Origin of the sequence: Kitasatospora sp. NPDC094015 (genome assembly GCF_040304075.1) — a bacterium.
GTDB lineage: Bacteria > Actinomycetota > Actinomycetes > Streptomycetales > Streptomycetaceae > Kitasatospora.
In genome coordinates, this window is sequence record NZ_JBEOUL010000011.1 from 174,440 (window position 1) to 190,131 (window position 15,692).

General features: G+C 74.9%; 17 protein-coding genes and 1 tRNA gene. 6 read left to right on the forward strand and 12 right to left on the reverse strand.

All coding sequences use genetic code 11. The features are described from left to right. Positions 1-9 precede the first annotated feature (9 nt). Positions 10-1,041: a zinc-dependent alcohol dehydrogenase family protein gene (locus tag ABT014_RS16645; RefSeq protein ID WP_350639484.1), complete on the reverse strand. Its 1,032-nt coding sequence runs from the start codon at positions 1,039-1,041 to the stop codon at positions 10-12. 223 nt (positions 1,042-1,264) lie between these two features. Further along, positions 1,265-1,939: a hypothetical protein gene (locus ABT014_RS16650; RefSeq protein WP_350639485.1), complete on the reverse strand. Its 675-nt coding sequence runs from the start codon at positions 1,937-1,939 to the stop codon at positions 1,265-1,267. A gap of 111 nt (positions 1,940-2,050) precedes the next feature. Between ABT014_RS16650 and ABT014_RS16655 the strand changes: the two genes are divergently transcribed. From ABT014_RS16655 to ABT014_RS16665, 3 genes are all read left to right on the forward strand, one after another. Beyond that, complete coding sequence (locus ABT014_RS16655) at positions 2,051-2,905, forward strand: universal stress protein (RefSeq protein ID WP_350639486.1); 855 nt, start codon at positions 2,051-2,053, stop codon at positions 2,903-2,905. 14 nt (positions 2,906-2,919) lie between these two features. Then, the gene (locus ABT014_RS16660) at positions 2,920-3,657 is read left to right on the forward strand and encodes a helix-turn-helix domain-containing protein (protein ID WP_350639487.1); all 738 of its coding nucleotides are present in this window, start codon (positions 2,920-2,922) and stop codon (positions 3,655-3,657) included. A 108-nt stretch (positions 3,658-3,765) separates the two neighbouring features. After that, entirely contained in the window at positions 3,766-4,131 is a 366-nt protein-coding gene (locus ABT014_RS16665) for an avidin/streptavidin family protein (RefSeq protein WP_350639488.1), read from the forward strand. Between the two features lie 36 nt (positions 4,132-4,167). Here the strand turns inward: ABT014_RS16665 and ABT014_RS16670 are convergent, their stop codons facing one another. Both ABT014_RS16670 and ABT014_RS16675 read right to left on the reverse strand, forming a co-directional pair. Then, the gene (locus ABT014_RS16670) at positions 4,168-5,004 is read right to left on the reverse strand and encodes a DUF6461 domain-containing protein (RefSeq protein WP_350639502.1); all 837 of its coding nucleotides are present in this window, start codon (positions 5,002-5,004) and stop codon (positions 4,168-4,170) included. 88 nt (positions 5,005-5,092) lie between these two features. Beyond that, positions 5,093-5,716, reverse strand: a complete 624-nt coding sequence (locus tag ABT014_RS16675; protein ID WP_350639489.1) for a DedA family protein — start codon at positions 5,714-5,716, stop codon at positions 5,093-5,095. 402 nt (positions 5,717-6,118) lie between these two features. Here ABT014_RS16675 and ABT014_RS16680 point away from each other — a divergent pair, with 402 nt between their 5' ends. Further along, a complete protein-coding gene (locus ABT014_RS16680; RefSeq protein ID WP_350639490.1) occupies positions 6,119-7,312 on the forward strand; it encodes an acyl-CoA thioesterase/BAAT N-terminal domain-containing protein in 1,194 nt (397 codons plus the stop codon). A gap of 7 nt (positions 7,313-7,319) precedes the next feature. Here ABT014_RS16680 and ABT014_RS16685 read toward each other — a convergent pair whose 3' ends face one another. Next, positions 7,320-8,096: an alpha/beta fold hydrolase gene (locus ABT014_RS16685; RefSeq protein ID WP_350639491.1), complete on the reverse strand. Its 777-nt coding sequence runs from the start codon at positions 8,094-8,096 to the stop codon at positions 7,320-7,322. A 156-nt stretch (positions 8,097-8,252) separates the two neighbouring features. Between ABT014_RS16685 and ABT014_RS16690 the strand changes: the two genes are divergently transcribed. Continuing rightward, positions 8,253-8,717 (forward strand): VOC family protein, encoded by a 465-nt coding sequence (locus ABT014_RS16690; RefSeq protein ID WP_350639492.1) that lies wholly within the window; start codon positions 8,253-8,255, stop codon positions 8,715-8,717. 58 nt (positions 8,718-8,775) lie between these two features. Here ABT014_RS16690 and ABT014_RS16695 read toward each other — a convergent pair whose 3' ends face one another. The 4 genes from ABT014_RS16695 to ABT014_RS16710 form a co-directional block, all read right to left on the reverse strand. Beyond that, positions 8,776-10,110, reverse strand: coding sequence for a hypothetical protein (locus ABT014_RS16695; RefSeq protein ID WP_350639493.1), 1,335 nt, complete (start codon positions 10,108-10,110; stop codon positions 8,776-8,778). After that, positions 10,107-10,508, reverse strand: a complete 402-nt coding sequence (locus ABT014_RS16700; RefSeq protein WP_350639494.1) for an effector-associated constant component EACC1 — start codon at positions 10,506-10,508, stop codon at positions 10,107-10,109. Before ABT014_RS16700 ends, ABT014_RS16695 begins: the two co-directional genes overlap by 4 nt. 76 nt (positions 10,509-10,584) lie before the next feature. Continuing rightward, a complete protein-coding gene (locus tag ABT014_RS16705) occupies positions 10,585-11,298 on the reverse strand; it encodes a TIGR00266 family protein (RefSeq protein ID WP_350639495.1) in 714 nt (237 codons plus the stop codon). A gap of 338 nt (positions 11,299-11,636) precedes the next feature. Further along, entirely contained in the window at positions 11,637-12,305 is a 669-nt protein-coding gene (locus tag ABT014_RS16710; protein WP_350639496.1) for a TetR/AcrR family transcriptional regulator, read from the reverse strand. 74 nt (positions 12,306-12,379) lie between these two features. Here ABT014_RS16710 and ABT014_RS16715 point away from each other — a divergent pair, with 74 nt between their 5' ends. After that, the gene (locus tag ABT014_RS16715) at positions 12,380-14,008 is read left to right on the forward strand and encodes an FAD-binding oxidoreductase (protein WP_350639497.1); all 1,629 of its coding nucleotides are present in this window, start codon (positions 12,380-12,382) and stop codon (positions 14,006-14,008) included. Between the two features lie 75 nt (positions 14,009-14,083). Here the strand turns inward: ABT014_RS16715 and ABT014_RS16720 are convergent. From ABT014_RS16720 to ABT014_RS16730, 3 genes are all read right to left on the reverse strand, one after another. After that, positions 14,084-14,178 (reverse strand) — tRNA-Cys (locus ABT014_RS16720). Positions 14,179-14,312: 134 nt separating this feature from the next. Continuing rightward, on the reverse strand, positions 14,313-14,927 hold the full coding sequence (locus tag ABT014_RS16725; protein ID WP_350639498.1) for an HAAS signaling domain-containing protein: 615 nt from the start codon (positions 14,925-14,927) through the stop codon (positions 14,313-14,315). After that, a complete protein-coding gene (locus ABT014_RS16730) occupies positions 14,924-15,274 on the reverse strand; it encodes a PadR family transcriptional regulator (RefSeq protein WP_350639499.1) in 351 nt (116 codons plus the stop codon). Before ABT014_RS16730 ends, ABT014_RS16725 begins: the two co-directional genes overlap by 4 nt. Between the last annotated feature and the right edge of the window lie 418 nt (positions 15,275-15,692).

The window sequence follows — 15,692 nt, forward strand, 5'->3', positions numbered from 1 at the left end:
CGTTCTACGTCAGTCCGAGACCAGGACGGCCACCCCGGTCACCCGGTCGGCCGCCAGATCGGCGAGCGCCTGGTCGGCCCGGTCCATGGTGTAGCGCTGCACCCGCACCACCGGGCGGTGCACGGCCGCCTCCGCCAGGTAGGCACGGCCGTCCGCCCGGGTGTTGGCCGTGACACTGCGCAGCGTCCGCTCCTGGAACAGGTGCCGCTGGTAGTCGAGCCCGGGGATCGCGGTCAGATGGATGCCGGCCACCGCCAGCGTGCCGCCCCGGTCCAGCGCGCCGAGCGCCACCGGCACCAGATCGCCGACCGGCGCGAACAGGATCGCCGCGTCCAGCGGCTCGGGCGGGGCGTCGTACGCGTCCCCGGCGGACGCCGCCCCCAGCTCCAGCGCCAGCTGCCTGGCCTCACGGGCGCGGGTCAGCACGTGGACGGTCGCGCCCCGGGCCAGCGCCAGCTGGGCCGTCAGGTGCGCCGAGGCGCCGTACCCGTAGATCCCCAGCCGTCCGCCCGGCGGCAGCTCGGCCCGCTCCAGCGCCCGGTGGCCGATGATCCCCGCGCAGAGCAGCGGCGCCAGCTCCTGGTCCGCCGGCCCCTCCGGCAGCCGGTAGGCGTACCGGGCGTCCGCCACCGCGTACCGGGCGTAGCCGCCGTGCAGGTCCCAGCCCGTGTACCGGGAGCGCGGGCAGAGGTTCTCCCGGCCGGCCAGACAGTACCGGCAGGTGCCGCACGTCCCGGCCAGCCACGCCACCCCCACCCGGTCGCCCGCGCCGAACTCCCGCACCCCGTCGCCGCGCCGCAGCACCCGGCCGACCACCTGGTGCCCCGGCGTCCGGCGTGCGGCCCGTGGCGGCAGATCACCCTCGGCGAGGTGCAGATCGGTCCGGCACACCCCGCAGGCACCCACCTCGATCAGCACCTCCTGCGGCCCGGGATCCGGCACCGTCCGCTCCACCCGGCGCAGCGGCCCCGACGCCATCGGGCCGGGCTGCTCCACCACCCATGCCACCGTGCGGATCGGCCCCCCACCGGACGCCGACATCCCACACTCCTTCCCTGCACTCCCCGCCCCCGCGCCGTGCCGGACCCGCAGCCCGCGGCACAGCTCACGGGCCCGATGCCCGAGCAGCCACCGACCGGTACGAGGAGGACCTCCGGGCCACCGCCACCACGGTCGGCGGCCCTCCGGGATCCACCCACATTTTACCGCCCCGTTGCCGAACCGGTCGGGCCCGGCGCCGCCGCCCGACCCGGTCCGGGGCCGGTCACCGCGGGCCCGCCTGCGGGTAGCCGATCGCGGCGATGTCCCCCGCCAGGTCGGCGAGGCCGATCTCCGGGTTGAGGGCGGCGACCAGCTCGCCGGTCAGCGGCCGCAGGGCGTACACCGCGCGGAGCGCCGCGAGGTCCACCGGAACCTCGTAGTAGTCCTCGGCGAAGCGCCGGAACGCCTCCGGCGACCGGTCGACCAGCAGCCCGAACAGCCGGTCCGCCCCGTCCGGGTCCGGATGGCCGGCCGGGAAGTCGATCGCGCCGTGCTGCCACCGGTCGTCCGTCACCGCCCGCCACAGGCAGGCCGTCACGGCGGGCACGCCGTCCTCGTCGGTGAACGCCGGATCCGCGACCGACCGTCCGAACACCTCCGGGACCTCGTCCAGCACCCCCGGCCAGGGCTCGGCGTCGTTGGCGTACGGGCTCATCGGCGCCTCGTGGTCGAAGCCGCGGACCACGGCCCCGGCCGCCGAGAACACCACGCAGTACTCGTCCCCCGAGCCGTTGCGCAGGGAGGCCAGCTCCTCGCCCTCGGCCCACCCCGCGTCGAACGAGTGGTACCGGCCCTCCCACTCCGGGCTGAGGATCGCGTCGAGCATCGCCAGCGAGCGGCACAGGTCCCGCAGCTCGGGGACGGAGGGCAGGCGCAGGGCCACGTCGGATACGGTCACCGGCTCATTCAACGGGACGCCACCGACAGCCGGGCCGGGCTCCGCCGGTTGCCGGGGCGGGGGCGGGGTCCGACGATCGAGGGAGGGGGCGGCCGAGCGAAGGAGGGTGTCATGGCACGTCCGGTGATCGTCGGGGTCGATGATCCCGCGAGCGCGGGTCCCGCCGTCGACTGGGCCGCGGACGAGGCGCGGGCCCGCGGGATGCGCCTGCACCTCGTGCACGCCTGGGAGTGGGAACCGCACCAGGACCCGGACCCGGCGGACGCCGAGGCCTCCCGGCAGGCCGGCTCGCAGACGCTGCGGGAACTGGTGGAACGCGCCGTCGCCCGGCACCAGGACCTGGACGTCAGCAGCGCCCTGCTGGACGCCAGCCCCCGCGACACCCTGATCGAGCTCGCCACCCAGGCCGGCCTGCTGGTGGTGGGCTCGCGCGGCACCGGCGGCTTCCACGAACTGCTCGTCGGCTCCACCACCCTGCACGTCGCGGCGCGCGCCGCCTGCCCGGTGGTCGTCGTACGGGCACCCGACCTGCTGGCCACCGACGGCGTCGCGGTCGGCGTGGAGGCGAGGGAACCCGACGAGGGGGTGCTCCGCTTCGCCTTCGAGACCGCCGGCCGGCGCGGCCTGCCGCTGCGCGCCGTCCACGCCTGGAGCTACCCCCTGCTCCTCGGCCCGGGCCACTCGATGCCGCCGGTGTACGAGTCGGGGCACGTCGCCGCCGAGGAGCAGCGACTGCTCTCCGAGGTGATGGCCGGCTGGCAGCAGAAGTACCCCGAGGTGCCGGTCGAGGAGGACGCGGTCCGGTCCGGCGCGGCCAAGCAACTGGTCGCCCTGTCCAAGACGCACCAGTTGGTCGTGGTCGGCCGGCACCGCAGGTCCGACAGCCTGTTCGGCCGTCTGGGCTCGGTCAGCCAGGCCGTCGTGCACCACGCCCACTGCCCGGTCGCCGTCGTCCCGTCGGCCTGAGCCCCGGGCGCGCCATGCCGCAGACCCCCGGACCGGGCTCCGCCGAGCCGCCCGCCCAGCCGTCCGCCGAGCCGCCGGTCGACCTGGCCGCCGTCCGCCGACGGATCGCCGACACCCGCGACCGACTCGGCATCGGCGAACCGGAGTTGGCCAAGCGGGCCGGGATGGACCCGCGCTACCTCCGGCGGGTGACCGAGGCCGGACCGCAGTTCGACGCGGACGGGCTGCGCCGGGTCGCCGCCGCCCTCGGGGTCGACTACCGCGACCTGCTCGACGGGCCGGCCGACCCCTCGCCCGGCCACACCGGGCGTCCGGCCGGGCACCCACCGGGGCAGGCCGCGCTGCTGCGCCTCACCGAGCAGGAGTGCTGGCAGAAGGTCGGCCCGCGCGGCATCGGGCGGATCGCGGTGGCGGCCGCGCCGAGCCCGCTGGTGGTCCCGGTCAACTACGCGACGGACGCGGGGACGGTCGTCTACCGCACCGCCCCCGGGGGTGTCGCCGCGCTCGCCCCGGGCACCCGGGCCTCCTTCCAGGTCGACCGGATCGACGACCGGACCGGCACCGGCTGGAGCGTCCTGGTCACCGGGACGGCGGAGCGGATCGAGGACCCGGAGGCCGTCCGGACGGTGGAACGGCACGGCGGCGCCGAACCGTGGGCCGGCGGGAAGCGCCCGCTGTGGATCCGGATCCGCCCGCAGGGGATCACCGGCCGCCGGATCGGGACCGTCGGCCCGGACGGCCACCTGACCTGAGCGCCGCGCGGGTGAACCCGCCGGACGGGTTGGTGTGCGGAGCGCCGCGGGCCGGGTCAGGATGAGACCGGGGCTCCGCCCGGGGGCCACCGGGAGAGAGGCTGACCGATGACCATCGCCGGCGACTGGTACAACCAGTTCGGATCCCACCTGCAGCTCGCCGTCGACCCGTCCGGGAGCGTGAGCGGCGCCTACACCTCGGGCACCGGCCACGTGGTCGGCCGCTTCGACCTCGCCGGCCGCTGCCGCCCGGCCGACCGGCCGGAGCAGGGGTCCGCCATCGGCTGGACGGTCGCCTGGCACAACCAGGAGACCGACGAGGGCTCGGTGACCAGCTGGAGCGGCCAGTACTTCGAGCAGGACCAGCGGATCACCGCCATGTGGCTGCTCACCAGGCCCGCCCCCGCGGCGGACGCCTGGGAGGCCACCATGGTCGGCCAGGACGTCTTCACCCGCGCCCACCCGACCGCCTGACCGGCCCGGGGCACCCACCCACCACCGGCCCGTTCGCTACTCACCGGTCCCGTGCTCCGAACGATCCGTGGCGGGAGGCTCGTTGCAGGTGATCACGACCGGCGCGTTCGCGGCAGCCCGTGCGCGGTCGGAAGCCGCCGCGACCTCCTCGTAGGTCCACTCCTGGTACAGCCGCTCGCCGTGGGCGTCGGTGATGTCGACGACCATCCGGGTCCACTCCTCGGCGGGCTGTTCGGGGACGAGTCCCAGTGCGTACGTGGCGTCCTGGAGGAGGGACTCGGTGACGCGGATGCCGGTGAGTCGCTCGGCCAGGGCGAGGACCGCCGCCTTTCCGTCGACGGCCGGCGCGTTCTCGTCGTGCTCTCCCTCGGGGGTCAGCGGGAAGCCGATGTCCCGCATCAGGGGAACCAGTTCGTCGGGGTTGCTGCCGTCCCGCGCCGACGGGCCCTCGAACGTCGTGCGGAGCTCGCTGTCCTCGTACCGGTGGAAGAGGTGGATGGGCTTGCCGCCGTTGCTCGAGTGCGCCACGACCCGGCCGCCCTCCGACAGCATGTCCGCACACGGCATCCCGAGGCCACCGTCGAAGCCGAGGACAACTGTCCAGTCGCCGCCCTCGCCCGGGGCCTCGAAGGCGCCCGCGACGTAGGACTCGTCCCAGTAGTCGTCATCGAGCCCGGCACGGTGAGCGTCGTTCGCCTCGATCAGCCCGGCCGTGCCCTCCCCGGTGCCGCGCGGTTCCGCCGCCATCGCACCCAGCACCTCCTGCGGGCTCCGCCCCCGTACCAGCGTCACGGTGTATCCGTTGCCCATCATGTGGCGGAAGAGCGGCGAGGTGCGGATCCAGGCGTAGTCGTGCGCGGTCACCGAGTTGATACGGCGCAGTGTGCCCGACGTCGCCGACAACGCCCGATGAGCCGTCCCCCTCGCGCCGGGCAGTCTTTACGGTTCGGAGGGTGGTGTTTCAGTCGGAGTGGTGGCGGGGTCGGAGCAGGACCGGCAGGAGTGAGAGCGCCACGACCGCTCCGACCAGTAGCCACAGGTAGTTCTCGATGCCCGGGACGGCGGCGCCCAGCCAGTAGCCGGCGAGGACCAGACTCTGCGACCAGAGCAGGCCCGCGACGATCTGCCACACGGTGAAGGTGCGGGTGGGGACGTCCAGGATGCCCGCCATCGGGCTGAGCACCGTGCGGATCAGCGGGACGAAGCGCCCGATCAGGATCGCCTTGCGGTAGCCGTAGCGGCGCAGCAGCGCCTCCCCCCGGGCCGCCGCGGATCTCAGGCGGGGGCTGCGGGCCAGGGCCGAGCGGCCGCCGTGCCGTCCGATGAGGAAGCCGACCTGGGCCCCGGCCACGGCCCCCACGGCGGCGCAGAGCATCACCTGCCAGAGCGAGAGGTGCGGCCCCGAGGTGTGGCCGGCCGCGCAGAGGACCCCGGCGGGCAGCAGCAGGGTGTCGCCGGGGAGGAAGAAGCCGACCACCAGCAGTCCCGACTCGGCGAAGATCACCACCAGTACGGCGAGGGCGCCGAAGCCCGCGAGCAGGGAGGACCCGCTGGTCGGGTCGACGGCCAGCGGCAGCCCGGTCATCGGGGCTCCGGAGCGCCGGCGGCGCGGTCCGTGGGTCGTACGCCGCCCGGTCGGCCGCCCCGCGCCGGGCCGGGCCGGCGCACTCCCGATGGATGGGTCGAACGGGCCATGCCGGGGTGATACCCACCACGGGCGTGTCCTGACCTGTGCGGACAGTCACCCCGGGGTGCACGGACCCAGAAGTGAACGTCTGTTCGGATATGGCGGGCCCCCGACTCCGCGGCGGCCGCCACGTAATTCAACGCCCTTGACGGGTGGGCCGGTTGGTGAGGATCGTGGACAGCCTCGACGAGCGGGGGCGCTGGGATGCGGTGGGGGCGGGGGAGTGCCGTCGTACTGGCGGTGGTGCTGGGCGCGGGCCTGGCCGGGTGCGGGGGAGCTCCGGCCCGCGGTGGTGCTGCGGTGATCGAGGTCGACGCCGCGAGCACCTTGGCGGACCAGCCGGTACGGCTGCGGATCACGGGGCTGGCGCCGGGCGAGGAGGTCACGGTCGCGGCCACCGCGGCGGACTACCGGTCGGTCTCCTGGCAGTCCCGCGCCGTCTTCCGGGCGGACGCCCACGGTGTGGTCGCGCCCGACACCACGGCGCCGCTCTCCGGCACGTACCAGGGGGTGGACGGTGCGGGCCTGCTCTGGTCGATGAACCCGCCCTCGGGCGACCCGGAGCAGGCGTCGTTCGCCCCGAGCCTCCCGCAGGCGAAGCCCTCGTTCCAGGTGCGGATCGAGGTCTCCGCGCACGGCAAGCAGCTCGCGGCCAGGGACGTGACCCGGCGGCTGCAGGCGGACGGGGTGAGCTACCGGGAGCTGACCACGGCGGCGGACCGGGTCGCCGGCGCGCTGTTCCTGCCCCCGCCCGGCACCGCGCGGCACCCGGCGGTGCTGCTGTTCGGCGGCTCCGAGGGGGACATCGGCGTCGACCAGGTGTACGCGGCGGCCCTGCTCGCCTCCCGGGGCTACCCGGCGCTCGCCCTGGGGTACTTCCACCACGCCGGGCTTCCCGACACCCTGCACGACATCCCGCTGGAGTACTTCGCCACCGCCGCCGGTCTGCTGGCCGCCCAGCCGGGGGCGGACCCGGCGCAGCTGGTCGCCGTCGGCTACTCCCGCGGCAGCGAGGCCGCCCTGCTGCTCGGCCAGGACCGGCCGGACCTGGTCCACGGCGTGATCGTCTACGCGCCCTCGGCGGAGGTCACCCCCGGGATGTTCCCGACCGGCGGCGACGCCTGGACGCTGGGCGGCAGGCCCGTCCCGCAGGGCCCCGTCCCGCTCGACCGGATCGGCGGGCCGGTGCTGGCCCTGGCGGGCGCCGAGGACGCGCTCTGGCCCTCCGCCGACTCCGCCCGCCGGATCGGCCAGGCACTCGACGCGGCCCACGACAGCCACCCGCACCAGGAGATCGTGTACCCGGCGGCCGGCCACGGTGTCGGCATCGTCCCCTACCTGGCGGCCGGCACCCGACCGTTCCTGCCCGCGGCCGACGCCCACCTCCAGCTCGGCGGCACCCGCGCGGGCAACGCCGCCGCCAGGGTGGCCGGCTGGCAGCAGGTCCTGGACCTGCTGGCCGGCCTTGAACCGGGCGGTGGCCCCGGCGCGTGACGCCCCCTCAGTCGAGGAACGGCAGGACGGCGCCGGCCAACCCCGGGGACGTCAGGATGTCGTAGTGGGTGGCGCCCGGAAGCACCGCCAGCCGGGATGCGGGGCGTCCTGATCCGTCCCAGCCGGCGTCCCGCAGGCCACCGCCGAGCAGGCCGAAGAACTCCACCATGTGCGCGGGGCGCACGGCGTCGGCGTCCCCGAAGACCAGCAGGGTGGGGGTGGTGAGGGCGGCGATCTCGGCCGTCCAGTCGTAGTCCAGCTTCTTCAGCTCGGCGATCCGGCCGACCAGGACCGGCCAGTCGGCCGGGTTCGGGGCGACCCGGGCGTAGACCTCGTGGAGCGGTGACCGCCGCATCGTCTCGGCGCTCTCCGCGCTCATCGCGTCCATCCCCGCCAGGACCTCCGGGTGCCAGCCGGTGCGCCGGGCGGGGGTGGAGATCAGCACCAGCCGGCGCACCATGCCGGGGTGCTGGATCGCGGTGCGCAGCGCCACGTCCGCGCCGACGGAGTAGCCCAGGAGATCGGCCTGGCCCAGGCCGAGGTGCTCGATCAGCCCGGCGATGTCGTCCGCCATCAGCTCCGGGCGCAGCGGGCGGTCGATGTCGGCGGTCCGCCCGTGGCTCTGGAGGTCGACCAGCACCACCCGGTGGTGCTCGGCCAGCGCAGGCAGCACGAGGGCGAACATTTCGCCGCTGCCGACCCCGCCGTGGAGCAGCACCAGCGGCCTGCCGGCGCCGTGCTCCTCGAAGTAGAGGGAGAGTCCGTTGACCTTCGCGTAACCCATCGCATCGCCTTTCCCGCCGCTGTCACTGCCGTCGTCGCCGACGACCACAACCTAAGCCCCCGGTCCGACGGTGACGTGACGGCACGTCAGGCAGTCGCCCGGCCGGCGCGGGTCGCAGCGCCGCGATGTCGGTGACGCCGTCTACAAATGGTGACCATGAATCCAGCCCCACTGCATTGGAAGCTCGTCGTCGACACGCACGACCCGCACGCCCAGGCCGATTTCTGGGCCGCCGCGCTCGGCTACCGGGTCGAGGACCACAGCGTCCTGATCGGGAAGCTGCTCGACCTCGGCGCGATCCCGCCCGAGCTCGTCGTCGACCACCACGGCCGGCGCGCCTGGCGGGACGCGGCCGGGGTGCGCCACCCCGAGGAGCCGTACGACCCGGAGAGCGGGGCCGGCCTAGGGCGCCGGGTGCTCTTCAACCGGGTGCCCGCCTCGGAGCGCAAGACCGGCAAGAACCGCCTGCACATCGACCTGCACGGCCCCGCGGGCCGGCGGACGGACGAGGTCGAGCGCCTTCGTGCGCTGGGCGCGGTCGTGCTGCGCGAGGTCCACGAGCCGGCCGGCGCGTGGGTGGTGATGGCGGACCCGGAGGGCAACGAGTTCTGCGTGCACTGAGGACAGGAAGGACCTCGCCCACCGCCGCGGGCCCGACCGGTGCCCGAGCCGGAGAGTGCTACGACTTGAGCCGCTGGATGAGTTTGAGGAGGTTGGTGAGGTTCTGGATGTCTCCTCTGTACTCCATCCACCGGCTCTGCCACGTCCCGCCGGGGTGCTCGACCTCCAGCCAGTAGTAGTGGCTGCTGGGGACCCGCCCGGCGGCGCTGCTCGGCTCGAACCGGTAGCCGGTCGAGAAGGTGCAGCCCGGGAAGAGGTCGTAGCTCAGGCTGAGTTCCTTCGACCGGTCCTTGGCGCGGATGCCGCTCCGGGTGAAGATCAGGCTCTCGGCCTGGTTGACGAAGCCTCTCCTGGTCTGCCAGACGGCGAGGATCTCGTCGGCGTCCACGCCGTGGTAGGCCGCCGCGCTGCTGACCATTCCCGACGGGCGGCCCGCGCCGTGCCGCTGGAAGTGACGGACTGGGCCCACGTCCGCCAGGGCGGCGGCCAGCTCCTTCTCGAAGTCGACGGTCGGCGTCCGGTACACCGGCAGCTGCGGCGTGCCCCCGGACGCCGGCGTCCCGTCGGTCGGGGCCGCCGGGTTGGGGAAGAGGCGGACCGCGGCGAGATCGCCCGCCGCCTGGTTGGGCACGTGCACCTCCGGCCGGGGGACGTCCGGCCGGCCGAGGCCGGCCAGCACCCCGGTCGTCAACCCCGCGACCTGGCGGAGTGTCAGCGGGCCGGGGTGGGCCGGGTCGCCGGTGCGCAGGGCGGTGAGGAGGGCCCAGTTGCAGAGGGTGTGGCTGTCGCGGCCGGCCAGCCGGGCGGGGTCCTTGGCACCGGCGGCGCAGAACAGCGCGACCCCGCGGTCCAGCGGATCGCTCGTCAGGATCTCCTCGCTCTTCGTGCTGACCTGCTGTTCGACGCTGCCCTGCATGATCCGGGCGGCCTCGGCGGCGAAGCAGCAGTCCAGGAAGAGCATCCGGGCGCTCGACGGCACCTTCAGGCGCAGCAGGCGGTCGAGCGAGGCGACCCGCAGGCTGGTGTCGGCCTCCATCGGGCTGCGGGTGTCCGAGACCAGCAGGCAGTAGTCGCGCGTGGTGCCGAAGAACGCCCCGTGCCCGATGTAGTGGAACATCACGAGCAGCCCTTCGCCGTGGGGTGCGGCGAGCGCCTTGGCGCGGTTGTCCAGGAAGTCGGCGATCCGGTCGTACTGCCCGACGGCGTCCGGCTTGTCGAACAGGTCGAGGACGTTCTCCGGGGGGAGCCCGAACCCGGCCGGGCCGAGGTGCTCGGCCAGGGCGGTGGCCGAGTTCGCGAAGGCGGGCGCCGCCTCGAAGGAGCTCAGCCGGGGCCAGGCCTGCGCCCCGGTGACGACGGCGAGCGTACGGGCCGGGTCCAGCACCGGCGTCACCCCTCCAGGAAGTCCGTGACCATCCGCTCGGTGTGTTCGTCGGGACGGCCCTGGAGGGTCACCTCGACCGTCTCCCCGTTGCGTCTGCGCCGCTTGAGCACCAGCCTGAACTCCGAGCGGCGGCGCAGCCAGGACGCGAGCCCGGTGGCCAGCGCGGTGACGCTGCTGGAGCCGAGCACGACGGCCAGGACCGTCCCCGCGTCCTGGGTCAGGCCGTCCGGCTTGACCCGGGTGGCCACCAGTGCCGGCGCCCGCTCCGCCAGTGACTCCGTGAGCTCGTCGGCCGCGGCGTCCTGCTCGGCGCGGCTCACCCCGACCACGGCGACGGCGAGGTCCGCGGACCCCAGCACGCCGTCCATCGCCGACGCGACCTCGTCCGGGACGTCCCTCTGGTGCATCCGGATCCCCCCTCGACGCTCATCCCCTGGGAAACGCCCTACCCGCCGCCGGGCCGCGAGAACCCTTCACCGGTGCTCAGCCGTCGTGGTCGCCGTCGGTCCCGGTGGTGGCGGGCTTCGGCAGGTTCTCCTGGATGTAGGAGACCATGTCGCCGGGGCTGCGGGTCTGCAGCAGGACCCGGCCGGGCCCGGTCAGGTCGCAGACCAGGAACTGGCCGGTCTTGAGGGACCGGATGGTCCGTCCCCGGGCCATCCGGCGGACCTCCAGCGTGACACCGGCGTCGTAGCTGACGATGTGGCCGGCGGCGACGGTCAGCTGCTCGCCCGGCCCCAGGTCGACGGTGTCCAGCGCGCCGTAGCAGCCGAGGATCACGGTGCCGGTGCCCTCCATCCGCAGGACGAACCCGCCCTCGCCACCGAGGAAGTTGTGCATGCCCGCCCATTTGGTCTGCGGGGTCACCTCGGCCGAGCAGCCGAGCCAGTTCCCCTGGGTGACCTGCACCGGGCGGTCGGCGGTGATCTCGAAACCGGCCACGTCGCCCGGGAGTTGGTGCACCAGGTCGACCCAGCTCGGTGCGGACTGCGCGGTGTAGCGGGTGAGGAAGAGCGAACTGCCGCCGAGGGCGGCCCGTTTGAGGCTGGCCAGCATGCCGCCCTGGGCCATCGCCTCGATCTCCAGGTCCGGTCCGGAGCGGTACATCGCGCCGGACTGCCCGACCAGGGTCTCGCCTGCGGCGAGCAGGCACCGGGCGACCGCGAATCCCGGGTTGTGGCGTGTCTCGACCTGCATGGTGACCTCCAGGACCCCGTCCGCGACCCCCTTCGTCGGCGCACCCCTTTCATCGTGGCACAGCGGCGCCCGGCCTACCCGGCGAGCGGTCCCGGGGCGGTGCGCCGGTGGCTGTGCTGAGCCGAGCCGGTCGGTGCGGGGAGCCACGTGCCGGATGTGTACGCGCCGTCCCCGGTCGGCCGCCCTGGGTCCGCTGCACGCGACCGGCGAGCCGCAGCGGGTGGAGCTGGGGGCGCCGAGGTGCACCGGAGGTTGTTGCAGCTTCTCGCCGGCTCGCGGCCCGCGAAGTTGCGGGCGGCTGATCTCGGCCCCGCCGACGTGGGTCCCGTGACGGGCGCTCAGGCGTCGGCGGGTGGCCGGCCGAAGACGCTGCCCGCAGTGGCGAACAGGCGGGCGCAGCGCTGCGCCATGGCGTCCGGTGACTGCTCCGGGTGGCGGATCCACCAGTGCACCAGGCCGGTGACCAGGCCTCGCCAGGCGTACTTCAGCGCGTCCGCGTCCAGCGGGTCGAGGGCGTCGAGCGGCCGCCCGGCGGCGGTGCCGGCCGGTCCGGCGGCGCGCAGGACCTCGGCGGAGCCGGCCGCCGCGAGCCGGTCGATCGCGGCGCGGTAGTCACGGGCGGCCAGTGCGGCCTCGCCGTCCGGCGGTTGGGTGGAGTCGTACAGCACGAACCAGCCCTCGCGGCTGCCCTCCAGGGCGGTGAAGACGGCCCGCAGCACCGCCAGCGGCGCGTCCAGCGGCGATCCGCTCTCCGCCATCGCGGTGCGCATCGCGCCGATCAGCCGTTCGCCGACCGGTGCCAGGCAGGCGAGGTAGAGGTCCTGCTTGGACCCGAAGTACTGGTGCAGCAGCGTCTTGGTCACGCCGACCTGCTGGGCGATCGCGGCCAGCGACGCACCCTCGTAGCCGCGGCGGCCGAACTCGGTGGTGGCGGCGGCCAGGATCTGCCGCTCGCGGTCGGCGCGCGGGACGCCCTTGGTGCCTGCTCCGGACTGGCTGGTGGTCACGGCGGACATCTTACCCTAAGGTAATTTACCGCCAGGTAAGTTCAGCTTCCCGACCCGCCGAGGAGCCGCACACCATGACCGACGCACGGACCGACGCACGGACCGACGCCGCCAGTGCCCCGTCCGCCGCCCGCGCCCGCTCCTGGTGGGGCTGGGGCTGGGCGGACGCGCAGCTCGACGACGCCGGGTGCGCGGCGCTCGGCGCCCTGCTCCCCGGCACCCTCGCCAAGCCGCTGCCGGTGCCGCAGGTCCGCGACCTCCCCGTCGCGGCCCCGGCCGTCACGGTGCCGGGCTCGCTGGCGCACCTGGTCACCGACGATCCGCACCAGCGCGCCGCGCACGCCATGGGCAAGGCCTACCGCGACGTGATGCGCGCCCTGCGCGGACGCACCGCCCGACTGCCCGACCTGGTCGCCCACCCCGCCGGCGACCAGGACGTGGCCGACCTCCTCGACTGGGCCGGCCGGCACGGCGTCGCGGTGGTGCCGTACGGCGGCGGATCGTCGGTGACCGGCGGGGTGGAGTACCGCGGCGACGCGCACCGGGGGGTCCTCTCGCTCGACCTCGGGCGGCTGGACCGGGTGCTGGAGATCGACCGGGAGAGCCGCGCGGCCCGGATCCAGGCGGGCGTCCTCGGCCCGGCGCTGGAGGACCAGCTGCGCCCGTCCGGCCTGACGCTGCGCCACTTCCCGCAGAGTTTCGAGTTCTCCACCCTCGGGGGCTGGCTCGCCACCCGGGCCGGCGGGCACTACGCCACCGGCCGCACCCACATCGACGATTTCACCCAGTCGCTGCGGGTGGTCACCCCGGCCGGTGCGGGGGAGTCCTGGCGGCTGCCGGGCTCCGGTGCCGGGCCCTCGCCGGACCGGCTCTTCCTCGGCTCCGAGGGGATCCTCGGGGTGATCACCGAGGCCTGGCTGCGGTTGCAGGAGCGCCCCCGCCACCGGGCCTCCGCCGCGCTGTCCTTCGCCGACCTCGGCGCCGCGCTGCGGGCGGTTCGGGCCGTCGCCCAGTCGGACCTGACACCCGCCAACTGCCGCCTGCTGGACGCGGGGGAGGCCGCCATGTCCGGGGCCTCGCAGGACGGTTCGGCGGTGCTGGTGCTCGGGTTCGAGTCGGCCTGGGGCCCGGTCGAGGACCGGCTCGCGCAGGCCGTCGCGCTGGCCCGCGAGCACGGCGGACGCGGCGGCGAGCCGGCCGCCGGGCGCGGGGCCCCGGCGGGCGCGGCCGTGGACGCCTGGCGGTCGGCGTTCCTGCGGATGCCGTACCAGCGGGACGCGCTGGCCCGGATGGGGGCGGTGGTGGAGACCTTCGAGACGGCGGCCACCTGGGACCGGTTGCCCGCGCTGATCGAGGCCGTCCGGACCGAGCTGGGCGCGGCCGCGCAGCGGATCACCGGCCACCCGGCGTTCGTCAACTGCCGCCTCACGCACGTCTATCCGGACGGCGCCGCGCCCTACTTCACGGTGCTCGCCGCCGGGCGTCCGGGGTCCGAGGTCGAGGTCTGGGACGACCTCAAGGCGGTCGCGGGCGAGGTGCTGCACCGGCACCGGGGCACCATCACCCACCACCACGCCGTCGGCCGGGACCACCGCCCGGGGTACGACCGGCAGCGCCCCGAGCCGTTCGCGCTGGCGCTGCGGGCCGCGAAGCGCGCGCTCGACCCCCACGGGGTGCTGAACCCTGGGGTGCTGATCGACTGAGCGGTCCGGCGGCGGTCCGGCGGCGGTCCGGCGGTGGCCAGGCAGCGGCCCGGCGCGGGCAGGGCGCGGGCAGGGCGGAGAGGGCAGGATTCGAACCTGCGCGGGCCCGTACGGACCCTGCTCGGCCGTTGCCGGCCTGGCACCCGATGAGCCGCTCCGGGCACCTCTCCCGAGCCGGGGAGTCCGACTGCTCCCCGGCCTGTGACGAGAGTGCCGCAACGGGCTGACGTGGCGCTGATCGCGCACTGACCTCCGGCCGCGGCCCGACCGCCATCGCTTGAACGGGACCGGCCGGTAGGGGAGTTCAGAGTGCGTGGGCCCGACGCAGCCGGGCGGCGGAGCGGCCGAGCAGGACGGTCGCGACGACGGGAAGGCCGAGCGCCAGCGCAACGACGGCCAGGATCGCGGCCGCGCTCAGGCCACCGGTCGCCACGGCGCCGAGCAGGACGAGCAGCGGGACCGTGAGCAGCGGCGAGAGCAGCAGCAGGGTCGCGCGCCGCTTCTCGGGCCGGGTCCACTGCGCGGACCGCCACAGCCGGACGAGCGCGGTGACCATGGCGGCCAGGGCGAGCACCGGGCCGACGCCGGGGACGAGCAGGACCGGCAGCGGCGCCACGGCCAGGGCCAGGGTGAGTGCGGTGTGCCCGCCGCTCGCCGGCACCGGCGCGCCGTCGCCGGGCTCCTCGGCCAGGGCGGCCGCCGCGATGTCCGCCGGCGCGCCGAGCAGGCCGAGCACCCGGCGGACGGCGTCCTCCTCGCTGCCGGACGGGTCCGTCCCGGCCTCCGCCAGCGAGACCTCGATGTGCTCGCTCAGGTCCGCCAGCAGCTCCCGGCGCTGCTGCTCGGGAAGGGCGACGACGCGCTGCTCGACGGCGGACAGGAAAGCCCGGACGAGCGGGTGGGTCAGGGTGTCGTTCACGCGGTTTCTCCAGGGGTGAGGAAGTGGTCGACGGCGGCCCGGAAGGCGGGCCAGTGGGCGGTGAACTCCGCGAGTGCGGCGCGTCCGGCGTCGGTGAGGGTGTAGTAGCGGCGGGGCGGCCCGCTCTCCGACTCCTGCAGGTAGGTGTCGGCGAGACCGGTCCGGCGGAGCCGGGACAGCAGGGGGTAGATCGTGCCTTGGCTGGTCGCCATCACCTCGACCCGGGCGAGCTCCGCCAGCAGCTCGACCCCGTAGCGAGGGCCGTCCCGCAGCAGAGCCAGGACGCAGTACTCCAGGACGCCCTTGCGGAGCTGGCTCGCCACCCGGCCGTCGGCCTCGCCCGGCATGCTTGCATAACCATCTACCATGCAAAGCAAGCTACCACGGAAAGCCCGACCCGGGCCGAATGGCGTCCGGGTCGGTCGGGCTGACCGCCCGCCAGGCCTCGGTGGCCGGAGCGGCCGGTCGCCGGATGTCCGAGCATCCAAGATTCAACTGCATGCGAACCCAGTCCGCTGCGGGGGCCGCGTCGAACCAGCAGTAGGAGCCCGGCTCCGGGCGATTCCGTCCCGGCGTACTTCCGAGCGTCGGCCACCCGGGTGACGGTTCCTCAGGAAGGAGGTGCAGGGCCATGCGCACGACGCGCACCAAGCGGTCGCTGGCGGTTGCCGCGACCTGCGTGATGCTGGGCGGCGGCGCCGCCGTGGCGACCTCGGCCACCTCGGCCTCGGCGACCACCACCGCGTCCGTCGCGTCCTCGGTCTC

Coding starts and splice junctions, on each gene's coding strand:
- ABT014_RS16645 (WP_350639484.1), bottom strand. CDS start 1,041: ATGTCGGCGTCCGGTGGGGGGCCGATCCGCACGGTGGCATGGGTGGTG.
- ABT014_RS16655 (WP_350639486.1), top strand. CDS start 2,051: ATGGCACGTCCGGTGATCGTCGGGGTCGATGATCCCGCGAGCGCGGGT.
- ABT014_RS16660 (WP_350639487.1), top strand. CDS start 2,920: ATGCCGCAGACCCCCGGACCGGGCTCCGCCGAGCCGCCCGCCCAGCCG.
- ABT014_RS16665 (WP_350639488.1), top strand. CDS start 3,766: ATGACCATCGCCGGCGACTGGTACAACCAGTTCGGATCCCACCTGCAG.
- ABT014_RS16675 (WP_350639489.1), bottom strand. CDS start 5,716: ATGACCGGGCTGCCGCTGGCCGTCGACCCGACCAGCGGGTCCTCCCTG.
- ABT014_RS16685 (WP_350639491.1), bottom strand. CDS start 8,096: ATGGGTTACGCGAAGGTCAACGGACTCTCCCTCTACTTCGAGGAGCAC.
- ABT014_RS16690 (WP_350639492.1), top strand. CDS start 8,253: ATGAATCCAGCCCCACTGCATTGGAAGCTCGTCGTCGACACGCACGAC.
- ABT014_RS16700 (WP_350639494.1), bottom strand. CDS start 10,508: ATGCACCAGAGGGACGTCCCGGACGAGGTCGCGTCGGCGATGGACGGC.
- ABT014_RS16705 (WP_350639495.1), bottom strand. CDS start 11,298: ATGCAGGTCGAGACACGCCACAACCCGGGATTCGCGGTCGCCCGGTGC.
- ABT014_RS16715 (WP_350639497.1), top strand. CDS start 12,380: ATGACCGACGCACGGACCGACGCACGGACCGACGCCGCCAGTGCCCCG.
- ABT014_RS16730 (WP_350639499.1), bottom strand. CDS start 15,274: ATGCCGGGCGAGGCCGACGGCCGGGTGGCGAGCCAGCTCCGCAAGGGC.